Consider the following 23,797-nt stretch of genomic DNA (forward strand, 5'->3'; position numbering starts at 1 on the left):
TAGCAAGTGATGCCCGCTGCTACAGGGCTGCGCTGACCTCTCGTTAACCTTAAGTTACAAAACTTCCTGCCGATTTAAGCTATACAGGGATAGCGCTCAATAGTGGCTATCTGCTGCCTCGCTGCGCCTGCCAATAAAAATAAGAAATCCAAGGGAGACTTCCAGTGAAGAGCTTGCTCTATCCCGCCGTTGCGCTAATGAATCGCCTGAGCTTCGGCATGAAGTTCAGCCTGATCAGCGTCCTGTTCCTGGTGCCAATGTTAGTCACCAATTTCTATCTGGTACGCGATTCCTATCGCGAATTCCAGGGCACCCGGATCGAACTGCAAAGCCTCGACCTGTTGGGCAGTAGCCTGACGCTACGACGCGATCTGGAAACCTTGAACAACCTGGTGCAGATCAATTTTGCCCTCGGCCAGTCCGGCAGGGCCGGGAATATCGAGGCGCAAATCAGCAGCCTGGAAAAAAGCGTGCTGACGCGCCTGCAAGGGTTGACGGCAATGAGCAGCGATCCGGAGCACATTGCGGTGTTCGACGGCAAACGCGATGAGATGGTCGCTGCGTTCAAGGCACAGCAAACGGAAACATCCCTGCAAAGCAAAAGTGCCCTGGCGGGCAAGCTGGTGGGTAATGCCCAGCTTTTCAGCCAGCTCATTGCCAGTCAGGCCGGTCTGAGCCTCGACAATCAAAGCGACATGCGCCAACTCAGCGAACTGGTGACCAACGTCACTCCGCGCATCACCCAGATTCTGGGGGACGGCCGTGCGATGGGCGCGGCCTCGCTGGGGCAAGGTTTTCTCAACTCGGCATCGAGCAACCGATTCGATGACCTGTTGGGGCAGATCGAAAAACTCCAGGCCGAGTACGGCTTGAAGTTGCAGGACGCGACAAACTCCAGCAAGGCCGCGGCGCAGACCCTGGCTGCTCAGGCAGACAGCAGCAGAGCCTCGTTGAAAAAAGCCAGCGAGCTGTTCGAAGAAAAGGTGGTGATGGCCGATACACTCGATACGCCATGGCAAGCCTTCTACGACCAGGTCACTGGCTTGATGGATTCGACCTACCAACTCAATGAAGCCACCCTGAAGTTTCTCGGCACCCAGTTGCAGCAACGTCTGGACCAGAACCGCACACACATGATCCTGCAGGCCGTGGCGCTGTCGGTGGTGTTTGTCCTGATCTTCTATCTCTACGGCGGTTTCTACGCGTCTACCCGCACCACTCTCAAACGCCTGGGTGGGGTCATGGACAAAGTGGCGGCGGGCGACATGACGGTTACCTTCAGCGCCAACAGCCGCGATGAACTCGGAGAGTTGGGCGAGGTGTTCAACGGCACGGTGAAGAAAATCCATGACCTGATCGAGCGCGTCGGACAGACCGTCAGCGAGGTCGAGCGTCAAGCCGGGCAAGTGGAAAATGTTTCGGCGCAAAGCAACCAGGCGGTGGCCGGGCAGCGCACCCAGATCGAGCAGGTCGCCACGGCGATGAACCAGATGTCCGCCACTTCCCTGGAAGTGGCGCGCAGTGCGGCGGCAGCGGTCAGCAGCGCCCACAGCGTCAACGATGAAACCATCAGCGGGCGCGGCCTGGTGCAGTCCCAGCAAGGCAGCATCGCGGCACTGGCCAGCGAGATTGATCAGTCGGTGTTGGTGATCAATCAACTGGCCAGTGACAGCCAATCCATCAGTCGCGTGCTGGAAGTGATCAAGAGCATTGCCGAGCAGACCAACCTGCTGGCGCTGAACGCTGCGATCGAAGCGGCACGGGCCGGTGAGCAGGGGCGCGGGTTTGCCGTAGTGGCTGACGAAGTCCGGACCCTGGCCAAACGCACCCAGCAATCGACTGAGGAAATCGAGCAGATGATCGCCAAGTTGCACGGCGGTGTCGGTGCGGCGGTCAAGGCGATGGGGGTCAGCCATGAGATGGCGAACGGCACCGTGGGGCAGTCAGAAAAGGTCCAGCTCGCACTGGAAAATATCCTCGGTGCGGTCGGCATGATCGTCGACCAGAACCAGCAGATCGCCGCCGCCGTGGAGCAGCAGACCGCTGTGGCCCACGACATCGACCAGAACATCGTTGAGATCAACCGCGCCGGCGAGCGCACCGCTGAGGGTGCGCACCAGACCGAGGACGCCAGCCGCGCGTTGTCGGCGCAGGTGGTTGAGCTCAAACAGTTGATCAGCGCATTTCGCGTTTAAATCCGCATCGCATGATCGTTCCCACGCTCTGCGTGGGAATGCCTCATCGGACGCTCCGCGTTCGGCTCTGGATGGGGCGCGGAGCGTCCCGGGCTGCATTCCCACGCAGAGCGTGGGAACGATCTGCTTAATGTGTTTACCAGCCGAACAACTCACGGGCATTGGCGGTGCTGGCGGCGGCCAGTTGTTCGGGGCTGATGGTCATGATGTCGGCCAGTGCGGCACAGATTGCCGGCAAATGCGCCGGGCTGTTGCGTTGACCGGGAAACATCGCGGGCGCCATGTCCGGTGAGTCGGTTTCCAGCACCACCGATTCCAGCGGCAATTTTGCCAGCACGCGGTGCATGCGCAGCGCTTGCGGCCAGGTCGCGGCACCGCCCAGGCCCAGCTTGAAGCCGAGCTTGATGTACTCGCGGGCTTCTTCCTGACTGCCGGCGAAGGCGTGGATGATCCCGGCACGTTTCGACTTGAAGCGTTTCAGTGTGGCAATCACCACCGCGTGACTGCGCCGCACATGAATCAGCGCCGGCAGATTGAAGTCCACCGCCAGTTGCAGTTGCGCATCGAACAACGCTTGCTGACGCTGGCGATCGAGGGTTTCGATGTAGTAGTCCAGGCCGATTTCACCCACAGCACACAGCTGCCGATGCCCGGCAAGGCGGGTCAGCCAGTCGCCGAGTTGCGTCAGGTGTTCAGGCCGATGATCGTCCAGGTACACCGGGTGCAAGCCGAACGCGGCATGCAGGTCGGGATCGTCTTGCACCAGCTCCCAGACCCGCTGCCAGTTGCCCTGACAAACCCCCAGCACCACCATTTCCCTGACCCCGAGGGCGCGGCTTTCGGCCATCAGTGCCTGACGATCCGTTTCGAAGTCGGGAAAGTCCAGGTGTGTGTGGGTGTCGATCAGGTCCATGGCTCAGTCCTGACGAATACGTTGTTTGAACGTCCGGGCAATGGCCTGCACGCCGGGTTGGTAATCGGATTGCTCGATGGCTGCCAGGGCCAGGGCCAGGGCTTTGTCGGCGATCAACTGATGTTGCTGGGCCATGGCGTTGACCGGCAACGGCAAAAAGTCCAGCAATTGGGTATCGCCGAAAGTGCCGAGGCGCAGTGGGCGGTTTTTCAACGGGAAGTCGTGCAAGGCATCGAACACGCCTTGCAGCAGTACGTAAGAAGTGGTCACCAGCGCTTCGGGAAGATGCCCGACACGCTGAAGTAATTCTTCCATCAACTGTTTACCGCATTCGCGGCTGAACGACTCGCCGTGCTCGATCAGCATTTCACCGTTGTAACCGGCCAGCGCTTCTTTGAAGCCGGCGGCGCGCTCCTGGCTGATGCTCAGCTCGGGACGGGCGCCGATCAGGGCAATCTGTTTGGGCAGCGGGTCGAGCAGGCTTTGCGTCAGGTGCAGGCTGGCTTCGCGGTCGTCACTGATCACCGAGCAGAAATGCTCGGGCTCCATGACCCGGTCGATGGCGATGATCGGCAGGCCCTTGGCCTGTAATTGCCGGTAGCTGTCGTCGCCGGGGGGCAGGCAACTGGCAACGATCAACGCGTCACAGCGCCGGGCGCGGAACAGTTGCAGCAATTGCCGTTCGCTGTCCGGTGCATCGTCGGAACTGGCGATCAGCAGCTGATAGCCGCGAGCCCTCGCGCCCTGTTCCAGCAGTTTGGCGATTCGCGCGTAACTGGGGTTTTCCAGATCCGGCAAAATAAAGCCCAGCGTGCGGGTGTGCCGGCTGCGCAGGCCGGCAGCCTGGGGATTGGGTGTGAAGCCGTGCAATTCGACCACCGCGCTTACGCGCTCGACGGTGGCGCTGCTGATGCGTTGCTGTTCGGCTTTGCCATTGATGACGTAGCTGGCGGTGGTGACGGACACACCGGCCAACTGAGCTATATCACTGAGTTTCAACCCGCAATTCCTTGTTTTCTCGAGCTTGCCTCGACATTTTCGCCAATCCTACCCGATTCGGGCAGCCGACCATCGTCACAACGCATCCGACAAGTTGGGCTTCAACGACGCAACAGAATCGAGTAACGTGCCAATCATTCTAGATTAAACGTTTCAGCAGGCGTATTTTCTGGATTAAATACGCTTTGGCAGGTGCTGCCGCGAAACCGCCAAAGATTGTTTCAAGACAAAAGCCTAAGCTGAATCATTCAAAACAATACCTGGCACCCAAGGTGCCAAAAAGGAGAAAGCATGCTCGAGCTCACCATAGAGCAGATTTCCATGGGCCAGTCGGCTGTGGATAAGGCCGCAGCGTTGCAATTACTGGCCGGACATCTGGTCGCCGACGGCCTGGTTGCCGACGGTTACCTGGCCGGTCTGCAGGCCCGTGAAGCCCAGGGCTCGACCTTTCTCGGTCAAGGTATTGCCATTCCCCACGGTACGCCGCAAACCCGCGATCAGGTATACACCACGGGCGTGCGGCTGATGCAGTTCCCCGACGGCGTTGATTGGGGCGACGGCCAGACCGTTTACCTGGCCATTGGCATCGCTGCCAAATCCGACGAACACCTGCGCCTGTTGCAGCTGCTGACCCGGGCCCTCGGCGAGACCGATCTGGGACAGGCCTTGCGTCGCGCCAGCTCTGCCGAAGCCTTGCTCAAGCTGCTGCAAGGCGCGCCGCAGGAGCTGGCGCTGGATGCACAGATGATTGGCCTGGGCGTTGCCGCTGAAGATTTCGAAGAGCTGGTTTGGCGCGGCGCGCGATTGCTGCGCCAGGCCGACTGCGTGAGCAACGGTTTCTCGGCAGTGTTGCAGCAGGTCGAAGCTCTGCCGCTGGGTGATGGCCTGTGGTGGCTGCACAGCGAACAAACGGTGAAGCGTCCGGGACTGGCCTTCGTCACCCCGGACAAACCGCTGCGTTACCTCGGCCAACCGCTTAACGGACTGTTTTGCCTGGCCAGTCTGGGCGAGGCCCATCAGGCGTTGCTCGAACGTCTGTGCGCCTTGCTGATAGAAGGTCGAGGCCATGAATTGGGGCGCGCCACCAGCTGCCGTGCGGTGCTGGAAGTGCTCGGTGGTGAACTGCCTGCCGATTGGCCGAGTGCGCGCATTGCGCTGGCGAACGCCCACGGATTGCATGCGCGCCCGGCGAAGATTCTCGCGCAATTGGCAAAAAGTTTTGAAGGCGAGATTCGCATCCGCATCGTCGATGGTCAGGACAGCGCGGTATCGGTCAAGAGTCTGAGCAAATTGCTCAGCCTCGGCGCCCGTCGCGGTCAGGTGCTGGAAATCATCGCCGAGCCCAGTATTGCCGCCGATGCCTTGCCCGCGCTATTGGCTGCCATCGAAGAAGGCCTGGGTGAGGAAGTCGAGCCGCTGCCACCGGTGAGCCAGCCGCGCGAAGAAATCGCTGAAGTGACGCAAGTACTGCTGGCGCCGACCTCCGGGAGTCTGGTGCAGGCTATCGCCGCTGCGCCGGGAATCGCCATCGGCCCGGCGCATATTCAAGTGCTGCAAACCATCGAATACCCGCTGCGCGGTGAATCCGCGGCGACCGAGCGCGAGCGTCTCAAGCAAGCACTGGCCGCGGTACGCCAGGACATTCAGGGCTTGATCGAGCGCAGCAAGGCCAAGGCCATTCGCGAGATTTTCATCACCCACCAGGAAATGCTCGACGACCCTGAGTTGACCGATGAAGTCGACACCCGCCTCAAGCAGGGCGAAAGCGCCGAAGCGGCGTGGATGTCGGTAATCGAAGCGGCGGCCCGGCAGCAGGAAGCCTTGCACGACGCGTTGCTCGCCGAGCGCGCCGCCGATCTGCGCGACATTGGCCGGCGCGTGTTGGCGCAACTGTGCGGAATCGAAACCCCGCACGAGCCGGATCAACCGTACATTCTGGTGATGGACGAAGTCGGCCCGTCCGATGTGGCGCGTCTCGATCCGGCCCGTGTGGCCGGCATTCTTACCGCCCGTGGCGGCGCCACCGCGCACAGCGCCATTGTCGCCCGGGCCCTGGGTATTCCGGCACTGGTCGGCGCCGGCCCTGCAGTGCTGCTGCTGGCGCCCGGCACGCCGTTGTTGCTCGATGGTCAGCGCGGTCGCCTGCACGTGGATGCCGATGTGGCCACTTTGCAGCGCGCAACTGAAGAGCGAGATACCCGTGAGCAACGTCTGAAGGCTGCCGCCGAACAACGCCATCAACCGGCGTTGACGACCGACGGGCATGCGGTGGAGGTGTTTGCCAACATTGGTGAGAGCGCAGGCGTGACCGGCGCGGTGGAGCAGGGCGCCGAAGGCATTGGCCTGTTGCGCACCGAACTGATTTTCATGGCCCACCCGCAAGCGCCGGACGAGGCGACGCAGGAAGCCGAATACCGCCGTGTCCTCGATGGCCTCGCCGGGCGGCCGCTGGTGGTGCGTACGCTGGATGTCGGCGGTGACAAACCGCTGCCTTATTGGCCGATTGCCAAGGAAGAAAACCCGTTTCTCGGCGTGCGCGGCATTCGCCTGACCCTGCAGCGTCCGCAGGTGATGGAAGCGCAGTTGCGCGCCTTGTTGCGCGCTGCCGACAACCGTCCGTTGCGGATCATGTTCCCGATGGTCGGCAGCGTCGATGAGTGGCGTCAGGCACGAGACATGACCGAACGCCTGCGCCTGGAAATCCCGGTGGCGGACCTGCAACTGGGGATCATGATCGAAGTGCCGTCGGCGGCGTTGTTGGCGCCGGTGCTGGCCAAAGAGGTCGATTTCTTCAGTGTCGGCACCAACGACCTGACGCAATACACCCTGGCCATCGACCGGGGTCATCCGACGCTTTCCGCCCAGGCCGATGGCTTGCATCCGGCGGTGCTGCAACTGATCGATATCACCGTTCGAGCGGCCCATGCCCATGGCAAGTGGGTCGGTGTCTGCGGTGAGTTGGCGGCCGATCCGCTGGCGGTGCCGGTGCTGGTCGGTCTGGGTGTGGATGAGCTCAGCGTCGGTGGTCGCAGCATTGCCGAGGTCAAGGCGCGGATTCGCGAACTCAGCCTCAGCCAGACTCAAATTCTTGCCCGAGAGGCGCTCGCCGTGGGCAGCGCCAATGAAGTGCGCGCACTAGTGGAGGCCCTGTAATGGCCCGGATTCTTACCCTGACCCTCAACCCGGCGCTCGACCTCACCGTCGAGTTGTCGCGCCTGGAGCCCGGTCAGGTCAATCGCAGCGACGCCCTGCACAGCCACGCCGCCGGTAAAGGGGTGAACGTGGCACAGGTGCTGGCGGACTTGGGCCATCAGCTGACGGTCAGTGGTTTTCTCGGTGAAGACAATCTGCAAGCGTTCGAAACCCTGTTTGCCAAACGCGGTTTTGTCGATGCGTTCATCCGTGTTCCCGGCGAGACCCGCAGCAATATCAAACTGGCGGAAAGCGACGGGCGCATCACCGACCTCAATGGTCCGGGACCGATGGTCAGCGCGGCGGCGCAACAGGATTTGCTTGATCGGCTTGACCAGATTGCGCCGGGGCATGACGCCGTCGTCGTCGCGGGCAGTCTGCCGCAGGGTGTCAGCCCGCAGTGGTTGCAGGCGCTGATCGTGCGCTTGAAAAACCTCGGTTTGAAAGTCGCCCTCGACACCAGCGGCGAAGCATTGCGCGCCGCGCTCACGGCCGGCCCGTGGCTGATCAAGCCCAACAGCGAAGAGTTGGCAGAGGTGCTGGGTAGCGAAGCGGTTTCGGTTCTGGCCCAGGCAGAAGCGGCGAACCGTTTGCACGCCCTGGGTATCGAGCATGTGGTGATTTCCCACGGTGCCGACGGCGTGAACTGGTTCAGTGTCGGTTCGGCGCTGCATGCCACGCCACCCAAGGTCAGCGTCGCCAGCACCGTGGGCGCTGGTGATTCCTTGCTGGCCGGCATGCTGCACGGATTGGTCAGTGCCGATACACCTGAGCAAACCTTGCGAACGGCCACGGCAATTGCCGCGATGGCGGTTACCCAGATCGGTTTCGGTATCAGCGATGCGGCGCGCCTGGCGCAGCTTGAACAGGGTGTGCGCGTGCGTCCCCTGACAGAACAATAAGAGGGTTGGTCATGAAGTTAGCCATTGTTACTGCCTGCCCGAACGGCATGGTCACCAGTGTGCTGTGCGCCCGTTTGCTGGACGCAGCAGCCCAGCGCCAGGGTTGGAGCACCAGCGTCGAGATCAGCGATGCGGCGCACCCCGAGCGGCAACTGTCGGCGGCCACACTCGATGCGGCCGAATGGGTGTTGCTGGTCACCAGTGCGCCGGTGGACATGTCGCGATTCGTGGGCAAGCGCATCTACCAGAGCACCCCGGCCCAGGCCCTTCAGGATGTGGAATCAGTGTTGCGCCGCGGGGCTGAAGAAGCTCAGGTTTACACAGCGCCTGAAGCCGTCGCCGAAGCCGTCGTGGAACCGGCGGGGGCCGCAAATAATGCACCGCGCCTGGTCGCGGTCACCGCGTGTCCGACCGGTGTCGCGCATACCTTCATGGCCGCCGAAGCATTGCAGCAAGCGGCCAAGCGCTTGGGCTACGACCTGCAAGTGGAAACCCAGGGCTCGGTCGGTGCGCGCAACCCGCTGAGTGCGCAGGCCATCGCCGATGCCGACGTGGTGTTGCTGGCAGCAGACATCGAAGTGGCCACCGAGCGTTTCGCCGGCAAGAAAATCTACCGCTGCGGCACCGGCATTGCGCTCAAGCAAGCCGAAGCGACATTGAACAAGGCCCTCGCCGAAGGCACCCAGGAAAGCGCAGCGACGGGTGCCAGCGCCGCGGCCAAAAAAGACAAGACCGGCGTTTACAAGCACCTGTTGACCGGTGTCTCGTTCATGCTGCCGATGGTGGTAGCGGGCGGCTTGATGATCGCCTTGTCCTTCGTGTTCGGCATCACTGCGTTCAAGGAAGAGGGCACGCTGGCGGCGGCGCTGATGCAAATTGGCGGCGACACGGCGTTCAAGTTGATGGTGCCGTTGCTGGCGGGCTACATCGCCTACTCGATTGCTGACCGGCCGGGCCTGGCGCCGGGGATGATCGGTGGACTGTTGGCAAGTACCCTGGGCACTGGATTCATTGGCGGGATCATCGCCGGTTTTATCGCCGGTTACGCGGCGCAGGCGATCAACCGCTACGCGCGTTTACCGCAAAGCCTCGAGGCGTTGAAACCGATTCTGATCATCCCGTTGCTCGCCAGTTTGTTTACCGGTCTGGTGATGATCTATGTGGTCGGTAAACCGGTGGCGGGGATGCTTGCCGGGCTTACGCATTTTCTCGACAGCATGGGCACCACCAACGCGATTCTCCTCGGCGTGCTGCTGGGCGCGATGATGTGCGTCGACCTCGGCGGACCGATCAACAAAGCCGCTTATGCATTTTCGGTGGGACTGCTGGCGTCGCAGAGTTATGCACCGATGGCCGCGACCATGGCCGCCGGCATGGTGCCGCCGATTGGCCTGGGGATTGCCACGTTCATCGCCCGACGCAAATTCGCCCAGACCGAACGCGAGGCCGGTAAAGCGGCGTTGGTGCTGGGGTTGTGCTTCATCTCCGAAGGGGCGATTCCGTTTGCTGCGAAAGATCCGTTGCGAGTGATTCCGGCGAGCATTGCCGGTGGTGCGCTGACCGGTGCGTTGTCGATGTATTTCGGCTGCAAACTGATGGCGCCCCACGGTGGGTTGTTCGTGATGTTGATTCCGAATGCGATCAATCATGCGTTGCTGTATCTGCTGGCGATTGTCGCCGGGAGTTTGCTGACGGCGGTGGTGTATGCGCTGGTCAAGCGCCCGGAGACGGTTGAGTTGGCGCTGGAGCCGGCCAAGGCCTGAGGCGGAACCTGTAGGAGCTGAGCTTGCTCGCGATGACGGACTGACATTCAACATCGAGGTGAATGAAACACCGCCATCGCGAGCAAGCTCGGCTCCTACAAGGATCGCGTTTTCACATCAGCGTCACGGACACGTGCTTAAGTTTTTCCTTTTCCAGGGAGAACACCATGAGCGATTTCAACCTTGGCCGTCGTCGTGTGATGCAAGCGGTCGGCGCCGGACTGTTGTTGCCGGGGCTGGCGCCGGCGGTCATCGCTTCGGTCAAGGATCGACCACAACTCACCGACGGCGTGCAGTCCGGCGACCTGTTGGGAGACCGGGCGATTATCTGGAGCCGCAGCGACCGCCCGGCTCGAATGGTGGTGGAATGGGACACCCGCAGTCTGTTCCCCAACCCTCGGCGTTTCGTCTCGGCATTGGCCGATGCCCGCTCCGATTTCACCGCCCGTGTCGAGTTGACCGGGTTGCCCGCCGACCAGGCGATTTTCTATCGCGTACAGTTTGAAGATGCCCAGAGCGGCGTCGCCAGCGAACCGTGGTTCGGCCACTTGCGCAGCGTGCCGCAAACTCGCCGCGACATTCGGTTCGTCTGGAGCGGCGACACCGTCGGTCAGGGCTTCGGCATCAACCCGGACATCGGCGGCATGCGCATCTACGAAGCCATGCGTTTGCGCCTGCCGGACTTCTTTATCCACAGCGGCGACACCATCTACGCCGACGGCCCCGTACCCGCCCAACTCACCACCGAAAGCGGTCGCGTGTGGCGCAACATCACCACCGAGGCCAAGAGCAAAGTCGCCGAAACCCTCGACGACTATCGCGGCAATTACCGCTACAACCTGATGGACGAAAACATCCGTCGCTTCAATGCCGAAGTGCCGCAAATCTGGCAGTGGGACGACCATGAAGTGGTGAACAATTGGTCGCCAGGCAAGCAACTGGATGAGCGCTACAAGAGCCAAGATATCCACAGCCTGGTGGGCCGCGCGCGTCAGGCCTGGCTCGAATATGCACCGATGCGTTTGCAGAGCGCCGATGGTGGCGGACGGATCTATCGCCAGCTCAGTTACGGACCATTGCTCGATGTGTTTGTGCTCGACATGCGCAGTTACCGCGAGGCCAATGACGACAACCTGGGTGGCGCCAAACCCTTCCTCGGTCGTGAACAACTGGACTGGTTGAAAGCATCGTTGAAAGCTTCCAAAGCACAATGGAAAGTCATCGCTGCCGACATGCCCATCGGCCTCGGCGTGCCCGATGGCGAGGTCAGCCCCGGTGTCGAGCGCTGGGAGGCGGTGGCCAATGGCGATCCGGGACCGGCCCAGGGCCGCGAGCTGGAAATTGCCGAGCTGCTGGGGTTCCTGCGGGCGCAGCAGGTGCGCAACTTCCTGTTCCTGACGGCGGATGTGCATTATTGCGCCGCGCATCACTACCACCCGGACCGCGCCGCGTTCCAGGATTTCGAAGCGTTTTGGGAGTTCGTCGCAGGTCCCTTGAATGCCGGGAGCTACGGGCCTAATCCGCTGGATAAAACCTTCGGCCCGCAAGTGGTGTTCCAGAAAGCACCGCCCGCGCAGAACATTTCACCGTTTGCCGGGTTTCAGTTTTTCGGTGAGGTGAATATCGAGGGGCAGAGCGGGGCGTTGAGCGTGGTGTTGCGTGATCTGGATGGGGTTTCCGTCTTTGAACAGACGTTGCAGCCGGTGTGACCCGCTGATGGAGTATCGTTCCCACGCTCTGCGTGGAAACGCCTCTACGGACGCTCTGCGTTCGGCTTTTGGGACGCAGAGCGTCCCAGGGCCGCATTCCCACGCAGAGCGTGGGAACGATCAACGACAGGGGCAGGTGCGCAGTTGTCAGTACACGTCGCGGCGGTAGCGGCCTTGTTCGATCAGGCGCTCGACTTCGACAGCACCGAGCACATCATTGAGCACTTGATCGACCCCGGAGGCCATGCCCTGCAAGCTGCCGCAGATGTAGATCACCGCGCCGTCCGCCAGCCATTTCTTCAATTCGCCGGCCGATTCGCGCAGGCGATCCTGCACGTAGATCTTCTCGGCCTGATCCCGCGAGAACGCCAGGTCCAGGCGCTGGAGATCTCCGGAAATCAACCACTCTTCCAGCTCATCGCGGCACAGGTAATCGTGTTGCCGATGGCGCTCGCCGAACAACAGCCACTGGCGTTGCTGGCCATCGGCAATCCGCGCCTTGAGCAAGCTGCGCAAGCCGGCCAGACCGGTGCCGTTGCCGATCAGAATCATGGGCACGGGTTCGTTCGGGAGATGGAAGCCGCTGTTGCGGCGCACCCGCAGACTGATGCTGCTGCCTACAGGCGCGTGTTCAGTGAGCCAACCGGAGCCGACACCGAGGCTGCCATCGGCATGCAGTTCCTGGCGTACGATCAACTCCAGAATGCCGTCGGCGGCAATCGAGGCAATGGAGTATTCGCGCTTGGCCAACGGCACCAGAGCGGCTACCAGCGCTTGCGCGTGCAGGCCGACCAGATGGCTGCGATTTTCTGGCAGTTGGCGGCTGGCAAGGGCTTGCTCCAGCGGTTGCGACAAACCGTCGAGTTCAATCGTTGCCCGTCCATCGATGCCCAGGCCATCAAGGAAATGTTCAATCGCCCAAGGGCAGTTGCGCGGCAACACTTCCACCAGGTCGCCAGCCAGCCAACTGCTGGTGGTGGGTGCGGTGAGGCCCAGCAAATAGACGGGCGAACCGCTGCTGTCCGGGTTGATTTGTTCGCGGCGGGTCAGGGTCCAGTTGTCGTAGCTCGGCGCTTGCCAGGTGTCCACCGGCGCCTGACCGGTCAACTGGCCCAGTTGTTGCTGCCAGTGACGCAAGGCGTAAGGGTCGCCACTGTCGACTTCCACGGGGGCGAACAGGGTCTTGCCGCCATGTTCGCCGAGCCAGCTGTGCAGGCGTCGGGCGAATCCACAGAAGTGTTGATACTGGCGGTCACCGAGGCCGAGTACCGCATAGTTCAGGCTTTCCAGGCTCAAGCTGCGGCCCAGTAACTTGCGTTCAAACCCCCGGGCGCTATCGGGTGCTTCGCCGTCGCCGAAAGTGCTGACCACGAACAAAGCGTTGCTCGATTCACGCAGATCTTGCTCGCTGACATCCGCCAACGGCTGGACCTTGACCGGCAGGCCGGCGGCCTGCAATTGGCCGGCAGTCTGCCACGCCAGTTGCTCGGCGAAGCCGCTCTGACTGGCGAAACCGATCAGCCACGCTGACGCATCGCTGCCCGGCTGGGCCAGTCCTTTGCGTGCGTCCTTGACCTGGCGTTTCTTGCGTCGACGATCGAGGTACAACATCCAGCCCGTGATGAAGAACAGCGGCATGGTCAGCGCGGTGATCGTCAGGATGATCCGTCCGCCAATGCCAAAGAAACTGCCGACATGCAGCGCATAGATGCTGGTCAGCAACTGTGCCTTGAAGCTCTTGTCGCTGTAGCGCTCGTGCCGCTTGATGACGCCGGTGAGCGGATCGAGGGTGATCTGGTTCAGCGCGCGGTCGTGGGGCGAATCCTTGAGCAAATAGAAAACGGTCGCCGGTTGTCCGGCCACCGGTGGCATGCGGGTGTTATAGAAACTCAGGCCGGGACCGGCCGCGCTGTAGATGCTGCTCCACATGGCCGAATAATCGGCTGTCGGCGCCGGGCCTTTCGGTGCCGGGCCGCGACCACCACGAACGCGTTCGTTCTGCGGTGAGTCGGAGAGCAATTTGTTCAGACCCTTGTTGTACCACTCGTAGGACCAGGACAGCCCGGTCAGCGCTGCCAGGAGATAAAACACCAGGCACCAGGTGCCGGCGATCGAGTGCAGGTCCCAGTTGAAGCTGCGACCTTTTTTCTTCCAGTCGAGAGTCAGCCACGCGCGCCAGCTTTTCCACTGGCGCGGCCAGCGCAGATAGAGGCCGGACAGGCAGAAGAACACCAGGATCAAGGTACAGGCGCCGGTGATTTGCCGCCCGGTATCGCCCATGGCGAGAAAACGGTGCAGTTGCAGCATCAGGCCGAAGAACTGCTGGCCAGTGGCGTCGCCCAGCAATTCGCCGGTGTACGGATCGAAGAAACGCATGGGGCCGCGGCGCTCACCCGGTGCCGGGGTGAAGAAGGCTTTTGCGGCGACGTCGTTGTCGATGTCGACCGAGAGCATCGCGATTTTCAGGTTCGTGGCCGCTTCGATCTTCTCCACCAATTCAGCGGGCGGCAGCACACCGGCGACCTGTTTCTGCACCTGCAACACAGAAGGATTCAACGCATACAGGATCTCGTCCTGAAACGATACCGTCGCCCCGGTGATGCCCATCAGGGCCAGGACCAGTCCGGCGCTGATGCCAAAAAACCAGTGCAACTGGAACAGGGTTTTCTTCAACACGTCGCTCGCCTTGTTCGTTCAAAAGTTGTCATCACGGCGCGCATTATGCCGTGGGTTGTCGAGAAACATTCCTTTTACACACAAAAGCTGTGGGAGCGAGCTTGCTCGCGATGGCGGCCTTACAGTCAACATGCATGTTGAATGTTATGGCCCCATCGCGAGCAAGCTCGCTCCCACAGCGATTGTCGTATGACAGTCAATCAGAAGTGGAAGTTGGTGCTCAGCAAAGCAGTACGGCCCGCCGCCTGGTTGGCGAAGTGAGTCGAGAACGCTTTGTCGTAGTAGGTTTCGTCGGTCAGGTTCTGCACGTTCAATTGCAGGTCGACGTTTTTGGTCAGCTTGTAGGCCGCCATCGCATCGTAGCGAACGTAGGAATCAACCATGGTGGTGTTGGCTGCGCTACCGAACACGTCGTCGACATAGAATGCGCCGCCGCCGATGGTCAGCTTCGGCGTGACCTGGTAAGTCGTCCACAGGCTGGCGCTGTTTTTCGGTGTGTTCGGCAGTTCGTTGCCATTGTTGGCTCGGTTGGCCGGCATGTCGCCGCCATCGATTTGCTCGCTGTCCATGTAGGCGTAACCGGCGAAGACCTGCCATTTGTCGGTGAGCTTGCCAGTGGCCGACAGTTCGAAACCTTGAACCCGAGTTTTGCCGACGTTTTCGTACGTGGTGGTGTTGGTTTGCACCCGAGCGTTTTCTTTCTCGGTGCGGAAGATGTCAGCCGTCAGCGACAGACGATCGTTCAACAGATCCCACTTGGTACCGATTTCGTAGTTCTTGGTGGTCTCCGGCTCCATGTCGCTGGCGAGCAGGTTGCCATTGCGATCAGGCGTGCCACCCAGCGGGTTGCCGTCCTGGCCTTCGCCCAGGGTCGCGCCCGGTGGGGTGGCGGATGTTGCGTAGGACGCATAGATGCTGCCGTTTTCCGCCGGCTTGTAGACCACACCGAACTGACCGGTAACGAACTCGCTGACATCATCGCCCTTGGAGGTGGTGGTGCCGGCCGCGTTGTAGGTCTTGTAGTCGGTGTCGAAGTGGTCGTAGCGCAGGCCCATGTTCACCAGCCACTGCTCGGACAACGTCAAAGTGTCGAACACGTAGAGCGCGTAGGTTTTACCCGTAGTGTCGGTGCCGGCATAGTTGCGCGAGATCGCGCCGTTCCATGGGTCGCTCGGGTTCGGGCTGGACAGCGAGGTGCAGTTGTAACCGCTTGGCGCGCCGATCAGCGCGGGGCTGCAATTGGTGGTCGCTGCGGCAGTTCTTGGCGTGGTGTCGGTGTTGACGTTGTACGAGGACTTCTTGCTTTCTTCGCGGCTCAGCTCGATACCGGTGGCGAAGCTGTTCTTGAAGCCGGCGATGTAGACGTCGCCAAACAGGTCGGTCTGGTTGGTGGTGGTCTCGGTGTTGCTGACGCGGGTGTTCGCACGGCGCCAGACGCTGCCATTGTTGACGTTGCCCTTGCTGTCGTCCGGCTGGGTCAGGATGTAGTCCTGCATGCTGTTGCCATGACGCAGGGTGTTCTTGACCGTGAGCGCGTCGCTCAGGTCGTGCTCGATGGCAATGGTCGCCGTGTCGACGCGGGTCTTGCGGAAGTCGCGGTTGTCGAGGCCATAGAAGTTGCTGCTGTCGCCGCCGTCATCCGGTTTGTCCGGATTGGACTTGGTGCGCGCCGCCGAGCCTGCGGTCGGAATCGAATAAGGAATGCCCGAGTCCGGCGTGTCGTTGCTTTCGAGGTGGTAGTAGTCGAGGTTGACCCGGGTGTCGGTGCCCAGGCCGAACGCCAGCGACGGCGCCACGCCCCAGCGATCGTAGTCGACGCTGTCACGGCCGGCGACGTTGCTCTCGTGGCTCATCAGGTTCAGACGGCCGGCGACGGTGTCGGAAAACTGATAGTTGCCGTCCATGGTGTAACGCTGGGTCTGGTCGGAGCCCCAGGTGAAACCACCGTCGAACGAGTCGCCCAGATGCGCTTTTTTGCTCACAAGGTTGATGCTGCCCCCGGCCGCGCCGCGGCCGCCGATGGCCGAGTTCGGGCCTTTGCTGACTTCGATCGACTCTACGGCGAAGATCTCGCGGCTCTGCGAACCGGTATCGCGCACGCCATCCAGATAGGTGTCGCCTTGGGCATCGAAACCACGAATGAACGGACGGTCGCCTTGCGGGTTGCCACCTTCACCGGCACCGAAGGTGATGCCGGGAACGGTGCGCAACGCGTCCTGCATGTTCATCGCGCCCGTGTCCTTGAGGACTTGTTGCGGGATGACCGTGATCGAACGCGGAGTGTCAACCAGCGGCGCGGTGTACTTGGGTGAGGAGGCTTTTTCGACGTTGTAGGAAGTGTCGTCCTGGGCTTCACCTGTGATGGCCGTGGCACCGAGGGAAATCGTGTTGCCCGGCGCTTTCTCGTCGGTTTTTTCAGCCGCGAAAACCATGTGACCAGCGGAGCCGGCGGTGATTGCCACGCCAATTGCAGAAGCGAGCAAACGCGGTGAGCTGACCGGTAATTGTGGGTGTTGACGTGACATTTTGATTCCCCTCCCCAAGGATTTGAGGCGGCGGAATATAGGGTAAACACGTATTTGTAGCAATTGCGAAATATTGCTATTCGCACTGAATTTACATTCTTTACAATTTGACCTTACGGTTTTTGCTGCTTCGTTCGTCTAGCGGGTTTTACACAGGCAATAAGAATCAATACCATTGGCGTCCTTTTGCTTCCAGGTGTCTACGCCATGCTGCTGCACATTCCAGGCTTGTTCGAAAAAGAAGAAGTGCAGCGCATCCGCGAGGCTCTGGAACAGGCTGATTGGGCCGACGGCAAGATCACCGCCGGTTACCAGTCGGCCAAGGCCAAGCACAATTTGCAATTGCCGGAAGGTCATCCGCTGGCCAAGGAGATTGGCGCGGCCATGCTGGAGCGACTGTGGAAAAACCCGCAGTTCATGTCAGCAGCACTTCCGCACAAGGTCTTTCCTCCGTTGCTGAACTGTTACACGGCCGGTGGCAGTTTCGATTTCCACATCGATAACGCCGTGCGCCAACCCAAGGGCAGCATCGAACGGGTACGCACTGACCTGTCGGCCACGCTGTTCTTCAGTGAGCCCGAGGACTACGACGGCGGCGAACTGGAAATCCAGGATACCTACGGCACCCAGCGTGTGAAGTTGCCCGCCGGCGACATGGTCCTGTACCCCGGCACCAGCCTGCACAAGGTCAACGCGGTGACGCGGGGTACGCGATACGCCTCGTTCTTCTGGACGCAGAGCCTGGTGCGTGAAGACAGCCAGCGGGCACTGTTGTTCGAGATGGACGGGGCGATCCGCGACCTGACCCGCGATGTGCCCGATCACCCATCGTTGATCCGCTTGACCGGCACTTATCACAATCTGTTGCGCCGCTGGGTCGAGGTGTAAGTGGCGGATTTTCGTTTGCGCCGCGAGGAAGTCCTCGACGGTGACCAGCTTAAAACCATGCTCGAGGAAAGCCCGGCACGCGCTGCACAGGCGATTTTGATCGCCGCGCGTGAGGGTGTGCTCGACGCTCAGGCCTTGCTCGGGCAAATTTTGCTGGATGGGCAAGGTATTGAGCAGGATCAGCCGCTGGCTGTGCGCTGGTTCGAGATCGCTGCCCAAGGCGGGCATTTGATGGCGCGCAACATGCTGGGTCGTTGTCATGAACACGGTTGGGGTTGCGTAGCCGATGCGACGGTTGCTGCGGGGCATTATCGCCAGGCTGCCGAAGCCGGACTGGATTGGGCGATATACAACTATGCCAATCTGTTGGCGACCGGGCGTGGCGTGGCGGTGGATCAGCGGCAAGCCTTGAGTCTGTATCGCCAGGCAGCCGAACTGGGCCATGCGAAGTCGATGAATCTGTTGGGGCGTTATCTGGAGGAAGGCAAGTTTTGCCTCGCTGACCCACTCGCGGCGCGAAGCTGGTATCGACGCTCGGCGCTCGGCGGGGATTTTCGTGGGCAATTCAGTTATGCAGGGCTCCTGGCGGAAGAAGGACAAATCGGCGAGGCTCTGGAGTGGTTGCACAAGGCGTTGGCGGGAGGAAACAGCAATTTCCTGCGGGTGAGCGTTGTAGCCTTGTCGAGCGCAAGACATCCGCAGATTCGTGGGATGGCTGAAGTTTATCAACAGCGATTATCACAGTTGGTCACGTCGTAACAGCTTCGCTGTTCATTAATTAATAGAAAGCCCATATTAAAATCTCGCGCTGTAAAAGTTGGCGGGCGGGATGGTTGTTGCTGGTCTGGTTATTTTATTAATGTCTGCTGTCTTGAATTTTAATATTTTAAGACTTGTTGATTTGTTTCGTATCGCCTTAAGGTTGTTTTCACAGTATTGAAAAGTGTCGCCGGAAGCGGCGCTTGAATATTGTTGTTGTTAATTCTTTCTTAATACTCGACGAAGACAAGGAGTCTCTGATGGAGTTGAAAACGAATAATGAACTGGTCGAAGCTGCCGCCAAAACACCCCAGGTGTTTGTGAATGCATCGTTAGGTGTGGGTGAAGAGCATCACCGTGGAATGGGGATACAGTTGACCAAGGAACAGATCATCAGTCTCAAGAAGTATGAAACGTTAGGGCTTTCTCTTCCTGTTCGGCTGCAAGATGTAATTGCATACTTGAATTACGGCGCGGGTGATGAGGGGGGCAAGGGGCTGACGGCGAGTGATTTTTTATTTACATTCACTTTGACCTATAACCATGCCAAGCGCTGGTCACCATTACGCCGGGACATAATGCTGACAGGCAACGAGCTGAAAATTTTTGCCGGCAGCATCCTCGGGACAGGTTACTCAATTGTAGAGGTGTATGAGGACCTCAAGATATCGAAATATCTGGAAGAATATAATATCAATACGCCGGAAGAGTATCTGAAACTGAAAATGAAAGTTCCAGGCCTCCCCAGTGATGAGGTGTCTCCCGGAGATGTAAACGAAATTCGAATCTACCTCAATGATCTGCTGTTCAAGGTCACGCAATGTCATCAAAGCGCCGAGTCGGTACGAACCAGACTGAACGAGTTTGGCCACGACATGCTCACGAAAGTGCTGCCGCAAATCAGGTTGCGACTTGAGTTTGTTAAGAACAATACCTATGGGGCAGATATACAGGTTCTGCAGGATGAAATTGATCAGCGCTCAAAAGAGATTGAGGATCTCAACAAGCAATATGATCAGATGGTTCAAGAGGCAATCAAGGCAGCAGCGACCTTGAATGTTGGCGGTTTGATTCTCGGCATCTACCAGGGTGTCAAAGCTGAGCAGATACGCACTCAGCGTAACAAGCTTAAAGATTTGCAAAGAACCGCGAATCAATTGATGGCCAGCAAAAGCCAGACACTGAGCTCTTTGAACAGAGTGCGTGATGATCTGCAGAACCTGAGTTACGTTGCGGTTGAAGCTGAAGTGGCGACTCAAAACCTTATGCTGGTATGGAATGCGTTGAGTAACTACATCGCGGCTTCCATGCAAGACGTTACCAAGCTGGATGAAGCAACCTCCCTGAGACGATTCAAGAATCAGATACTCAGTATTGTCGAGCCTTGGGAGCAGATAAAAGTAGGTTCGGATCAGTTGCTCAGCGTGTTCGCAGAGGCTGATAAAGAATATGAGAGCAATCGTTTGGTTTTTGGGGAGGGGATGGCAATGCGTGGGTTGATTTATAGTGTGGATGTTCCGGTTTTTAATGTGGTCAAGCTGCGTGGTCATAATGCTGAAGTGCAAGGGGCGAATACTTCTGCGCAAATGCTTTTCGAACAATTCGATTACTTGCCGGGCACTGTTGTTACGATGAATAGCGTAGCGTTCAATATTAACAAGATTACATTTGAGCTGCGCAAGAATGCTCAGGACTTTACTCTTTTTCTTGAGCGTGCCGAGAAAAAGCTCAAAGGCTACCAGGCAGAATTGGTTAATCCGGAGGATGCGGATGAAGTACGGGAGGATATGGAGGTGGAACTCAATAACCTTTCCAATAAAGTCTGCGCACATGCTGAGGATCTAAAAAGCATTCAAAGGGGTATTAGCATCCCGTATGATCGGGAGGCTCCTGAAGGATGGATTGTAGCGCTCACGCAGGATCGGATATTCACGGAAGACCTCAAGATTAAAACCGAGGAAAAATTGGCCGAGCTGACTGAGCAGATGAAGTCGGTGTCCGAAGCGATTGACTTGATCGCCAAAGCTGGCGTCGAAAAAATTGGCGAAGAAGCTCAATTGTCACTTGAAAGTTTGAAAGCGTTGGGTTTGGCACCCCCGCAGGTCCAGGTTGCGTTATTTGCTGTTGATATGCTTAAGAAAATAATCTCGGGTATAGGTGAGGCTATTTCTTTTCTCAATATGGTGGCCGCGTATAACCGACTCGCCGAGAAGGCAACTGATTTGCGAGCGCACTCGCAAAAGTACGCCAGGCATATTCTCCAGATTGATGGGAAAATCACTCTGGTCAAGACATTGAACGAGGTGGATGACGGTCGTTCGAAATACGTAAATGAGTTTTCAAAGCTGAAGAATGATGTAGAAAAATTTTCTCGTGAGTTCAAGCAAGATGCTTCGATTTCCGTCGAAAAGCGAGCGGATAGTGCAGTGTCCAAAATAGCGGAAGTTGTCAAATACATGAAACCAGTTTATCAATAAACAGGATTTAGGGGGTGGTCATATGCCCATCCCCTTCAAATGATGAATATGAATTCACAAGACTATGGTTTTACATCAGCGCAACGGCGCATTTTAAATCGATACAGCACTTTTCTAGGTTCTTTGTATCCGACCTTTGATCGTATATCGCTTATGCTTGAGCTTCGTAGAAAAAACGGCCATCAACTTGCCAGTCTGCCCAAGGACTCGCGGCTGGTGAATGCCCCGTTCAATGAGCGATATTTAAAGACCTTTTGGGGGCGTACCAGAGAAACTTTGCTTTTAGGCGAAGCTTTTTTTTCAGATCTCGACATATTCACTCGTGAATGTTTGGAGATGACCGGAAAAACCTCGCGGGATGAGCCCATTGATCAGGTGGATTTCAGGCAGTTCAGTTTATCCAGGTCCCCGACCTGGATGTTATTTCCGCCTACGAAGGTGCCAGATTTGATTCATGAACTGGCTCTTCGATTCGATGAGCTAAGAATCGCGGTAGGAGAATTGAAATTTACGTTGGGAGAAGTATATGTAGAATCGTTTGGGTTGAGGTCGGTATTCACCACAGCCATGGAATATCGGTCCTGTAATTGCCATGCAACGCCAAAGGTTGCGCAGGCGTTATTCGGCGAGCCTGTGACTACTCCGGTCTGGGACTTCAATTACTCTTCGAGGGACCCTTCAGTCAGCGCTGAAGAATATAAGGCAGATATTGCAGCGTTATTCACCGGGTTCGTTGCGGTGATCGCTCAGATGCAGTTATTCATTGAGGAGCTTTATCGACGTATCCATGGGGTGTTCATTGAGCTGCTCCGGGCAAAGACGGCAGCGAGGCTCGGCGAATTAAACTTCAAGCTGGCCGGCACCCTGGAGGGCGCTGGTGAGTGCGTGAAGATGATGAACCACCTTGAGCTTTGGCTTCGTGAATGAAAAAAAAGCCCATAAAATTTATGGGCTTTTTTAATGGAGTTGTCTCGTCCTGAACACGGGTTACCCTGTTTCAGGACCAGAGAGGATGCCTATCAAACGTAAAACGATTTCAGCGGCGGAAAGCCATTGAACTCAACGGCGCTGTAACTGGTGGTGTAGGCACCGGTCGACAACCAGTACAGGCGATCACCGATGGCCAGGTTCAGCGGCAGGCCGTACTTGTAGTTTTCGTACATGATGTCGGCGCTGTCGCAAGTCGGGCCGGCGATGACCACTTCTTCCATCTCGCCTTTCTTTTCGGTCCAGATCGGGAACTTGATGGCTTCGTCCATGGTTTCGATCAGGCCGGAGAACTTGCCCACGTCGGTATATACCCAGCGCTCAACCGCAGTGCGGGACTTGCGCGCGACCAATACCACTTCACTGACCAGGATACCGGCGTTGGCGATCAGCGAGCGGCCGGGTTCGAGGATGATTTCCGGCAGGTCATCACCGAAGTCTTCCTTGAGGAAACGGATGATTTCTTCAGCGTAGGTTTCCAGGCTGTTGGTGCGGGTGATGTAGTTGGCCGGGAAGCCGCCGCCCATGTTGATCAGCTTCAGTTCGATGCCGTCTTCTTCTTTCAGACGCTCGAAGATTACTTTGACCTTGGCGATAGCCGCGTCCCAGACGCTGATGTCGCGCTGTTGCGAACCGACGTGGAAGGAGATGCCGTAGGGCACCAGGCCGAGGTCACGGGCGAGGATCAGCAGGTCCATGGCCATGTCGGTCTGGCAGCCGAATTTGCGCGACAATGGCCAGTCGGCGGTGGTCGAGCCTTCGGTGAGAATACGTACATAGACTTTCGAACCCGGCGCTGCTTTGGCGATGTTGCGCAGGTCGGCTTCGGAGTCGGTAGCGAACAGACGTACGCCCTTCTCGTAGAAGTAGCGGATGTCCCTGGATTTCTTGATGGTGTTGCCGTAGCTGATCTGGTCGGCGCTGACGCCGCGGCTCATCACTTTGTCCAGCTCGTAGATCGAGGCGATGTCGAAGCTCGAGCCTTTCTCTTTGAGCAGGTCGATGATTTCCACGGCCGGGTTGGCCTTGACCGCGTAGTAGACCTTGGCGAATTCGAAACCGGCGCGCAGGTCGTCATAGGCCTGGCTGATCATCGCGGTGTCGATCACCACGAACGGGGTTTCTTGCTTGTCGGCGAACGCCTTCATTTTCTGAAAGGTTTCGCGCGCAAAATAGTCTTCGACCTGGATCGACATACTTGGGACTCCTAGTGGCAAACGTCGTTAATCAATGGGTGCAAATGAACGTCCTCCGTATCCCCACTTTGGTTCGCCTACTTCCCAAGGCATGTCGCCGAAAGCAAAAAGGCCATGGGAAGTGCAGCTTTCCCTTGGCCTTGCTGTCTCGTCGTCAGTACTTGAGCCGGATGGATCGTTTCCAGCATGGACGTTCGGCGCGAACTTTAGGGCGTGAGGGGCTTGAGATCAACAAAAAATGTCGCGTTTTTGCACGCTTCTGACGTGCGTACCCGATATCACTCTTTGTAGCGGACCTGTGTGACGGGCAGATGTTCCCCGTGATTTTTCCAGTGTTAAAAATACCTGCACGTTCGATGCTTTTGTCAGCTAGTTCGTAGAGAAGTGTGATGGCGTCAACATCGGCGACGTTGGCGGCGAGAGGCGGGTGTGAAGGCGATTTTGATTAATGTGGCGGGTGCTTTAGCAGTGCCAGAGCCCACCTCGGTGTTGATATTCTTTTCCAGTCTTTGAAAACACAAAAAACTGTGGCGAGGTAGCTTGCTCCCGCTGGACTGCGAAGCAGTCCCCGCTTTTTTAAAAGAGGGGCCGCTTCGCGACCCAGCGGGAGCAAGCT

Annotated in this window: 14 protein-coding genes; 9 read left to right on the forward strand and 5 right to left on the reverse strand. The window is 58.6% G+C overall.

What is annotated here, in order from left to right; genetic code table 11:
* The first annotated feature begins 164 nt into the window (after window positions 1-164).
* Window positions 165-2,195, forward strand: a complete 2,031-nt coding sequence (locus ASD60_RS16240) for a methyl-accepting chemotaxis protein (protein WP_056854976.1) — start codon at window positions 165-167, stop codon at window positions 2,193-2,195.
* A 136-nt stretch (window positions 2,196-2,331) separates the two neighbouring features.
* Here the strand turns inward: ASD60_RS16240 and ASD60_RS16245 are convergent, their stop codons facing one another.
* Together ASD60_RS16245 and cra are read right to left on the reverse strand one after the other, a co-directional pair.
* Window positions 2,332-3,108 carry a TatD family hydrolase gene (locus tag ASD60_RS16245; RefSeq protein ID WP_056854977.1) on the reverse strand — a complete coding sequence of 259 codons (777 nt, stop codon included), beginning with the start codon at window positions 3,106-3,108 and terminating at the stop codon, window positions 2,332-2,334.
* Window positions 3,109-3,111: 3 nt separating this feature from the next.
* Window positions 3,112-4,107 carry a catabolite repressor/activator gene (gene cra, locus ASD60_RS16250; protein ID WP_056854978.1) on the reverse strand — a complete coding sequence of 332 codons (996 nt, stop codon included), beginning with the start codon at window positions 4,105-4,107 and terminating at the stop codon, window positions 3,112-3,114.
* Window positions 4,108-4,398: 291 nt separating this feature from the next.
* Here cra and ptsP point away from each other — a divergent pair, with 291 nt between their 5' ends.
* The 4 genes from ptsP (at window position 4,399) to ASD60_RS16270 (ending at window position 11,673) form a co-directional block, all read left to right on the forward strand.
* A complete protein-coding gene (ptsP, locus tag ASD60_RS16255; RefSeq protein ID WP_056854979.1) occupies window positions 4,399-7,260 on the forward strand; it encodes a phosphoenolpyruvate--protein phosphotransferase in 2,862 nt (953 codons plus the stop codon).
* Window positions 7,260-8,201, forward strand: a complete 942-nt coding sequence (pfkB, locus tag ASD60_RS16260) for a 1-phosphofructokinase (protein WP_056854980.1) — start codon at window positions 7,260-7,262, stop codon at window positions 8,199-8,201. The genes ptsP and pfkB overlap by 1 nt, the downstream gene beginning before the upstream one ends.
* 11 nt (window positions 8,202-8,212) lie before the next feature.
* Complete coding sequence (locus tag ASD60_RS16265; protein ID WP_056854981.1) at window positions 8,213-9,964, forward strand: PTS fructose-like transporter subunit IIB; 1,752 nt, start codon at window positions 8,213-8,215, stop codon at window positions 9,962-9,964.
* Window positions 9,965-10,131: 167 nt separating this feature from the next.
* A complete protein-coding gene (locus ASD60_RS16270; protein WP_056854982.1) occupies window positions 10,132-11,673 on the forward strand; it encodes an alkaline phosphatase D family protein in 1,542 nt (513 codons plus the stop codon).
* Window positions 11,674-11,820: 147 nt separating this feature from the next.
* On the opposite strand, the gene ASD60_RS16275 is transcribed toward ASD60_RS16270, so the two are convergent.
* Both ASD60_RS16275 and ASD60_RS16280 read right to left on the reverse strand, forming a co-directional pair.
* Entirely contained in the window at window positions 11,821-14,349 is a 2,529-nt protein-coding gene (locus ASD60_RS16275; RefSeq protein ID WP_056854983.1) for a PepSY domain-containing protein, read from the reverse strand.
* A 200-nt stretch (window positions 14,350-14,549) separates the two neighbouring features.
* Complete coding sequence (locus ASD60_RS16280; RefSeq protein WP_056854984.1) at window positions 14,550-16,874, reverse strand: TonB-dependent receptor; 2,325 nt, start codon at window positions 16,872-16,874, stop codon at window positions 14,550-14,552.
* A 207-nt stretch (window positions 16,875-17,081) separates the two neighbouring features.
* Here ASD60_RS16280 and ASD60_RS16285 point away from each other — a divergent pair, with 207 nt between their 5' ends.
* The 4 genes from ASD60_RS16285 to ASD60_RS16300 all read left to right on the forward strand — a co-directional run bounded on the left by ASD60_RS16285 (window position 17,082) and on the right by ASD60_RS16300 (window position 21,925).
* Window positions 17,082-17,762: a Fe2+-dependent dioxygenase gene (locus tag ASD60_RS16285; RefSeq protein ID WP_056854985.1), complete on the forward strand. Its 681-nt coding sequence runs from the start codon at window positions 17,082-17,084 to the stop codon at window positions 17,760-17,762.
* 57 nt (window positions 17,763-17,819) lie between these two features.
* A complete protein-coding gene (locus ASD60_RS16290) occupies window positions 17,820-18,521 on the forward strand; it encodes a tetratricopeptide repeat protein (protein WP_056855257.1) in 702 nt (233 codons plus the stop codon).
* A 260-nt stretch (window positions 18,522-18,781) separates the two neighbouring features.
* Window positions 18,782-20,998, forward strand: coding sequence for an alpha-xenorhabdolysin family binary toxin subunit A (locus ASD60_RS16295; RefSeq protein WP_056854986.1), 2,217 nt, complete (start codon window positions 18,782-18,784; stop codon window positions 20,996-20,998).
* Window positions 20,999-21,046: 48 nt separating this feature from the next.
* Window positions 21,047-21,925 (forward strand): hypothetical protein, encoded by an 879-nt coding sequence (locus tag ASD60_RS16300; RefSeq protein WP_056855258.1) that lies wholly within the window; start codon window positions 21,047-21,049, stop codon window positions 21,923-21,925.
* 92 nt (window positions 21,926-22,017) lie between these two features.
* Here the strand turns inward: ASD60_RS16300 and ASD60_RS16305 are convergent, their stop codons facing one another.
* Window positions 22,018-23,181, reverse strand: coding sequence for a type III PLP-dependent enzyme (locus ASD60_RS16305; protein WP_056854987.1), 1,164 nt, complete (start codon window positions 23,179-23,181; stop codon window positions 22,018-22,020).
* Window positions 23,182-23,797: the final 616 nt, after the last annotated feature.

The organism is Pseudomonas sp. Root562 (assembly GCF_001427125.1).
In the GTDB taxonomy this organism is placed as follows: domain Bacteria; phylum Pseudomonadota; class Gammaproteobacteria; order Pseudomonadales; family Pseudomonadaceae; genus Aquipseudomonas.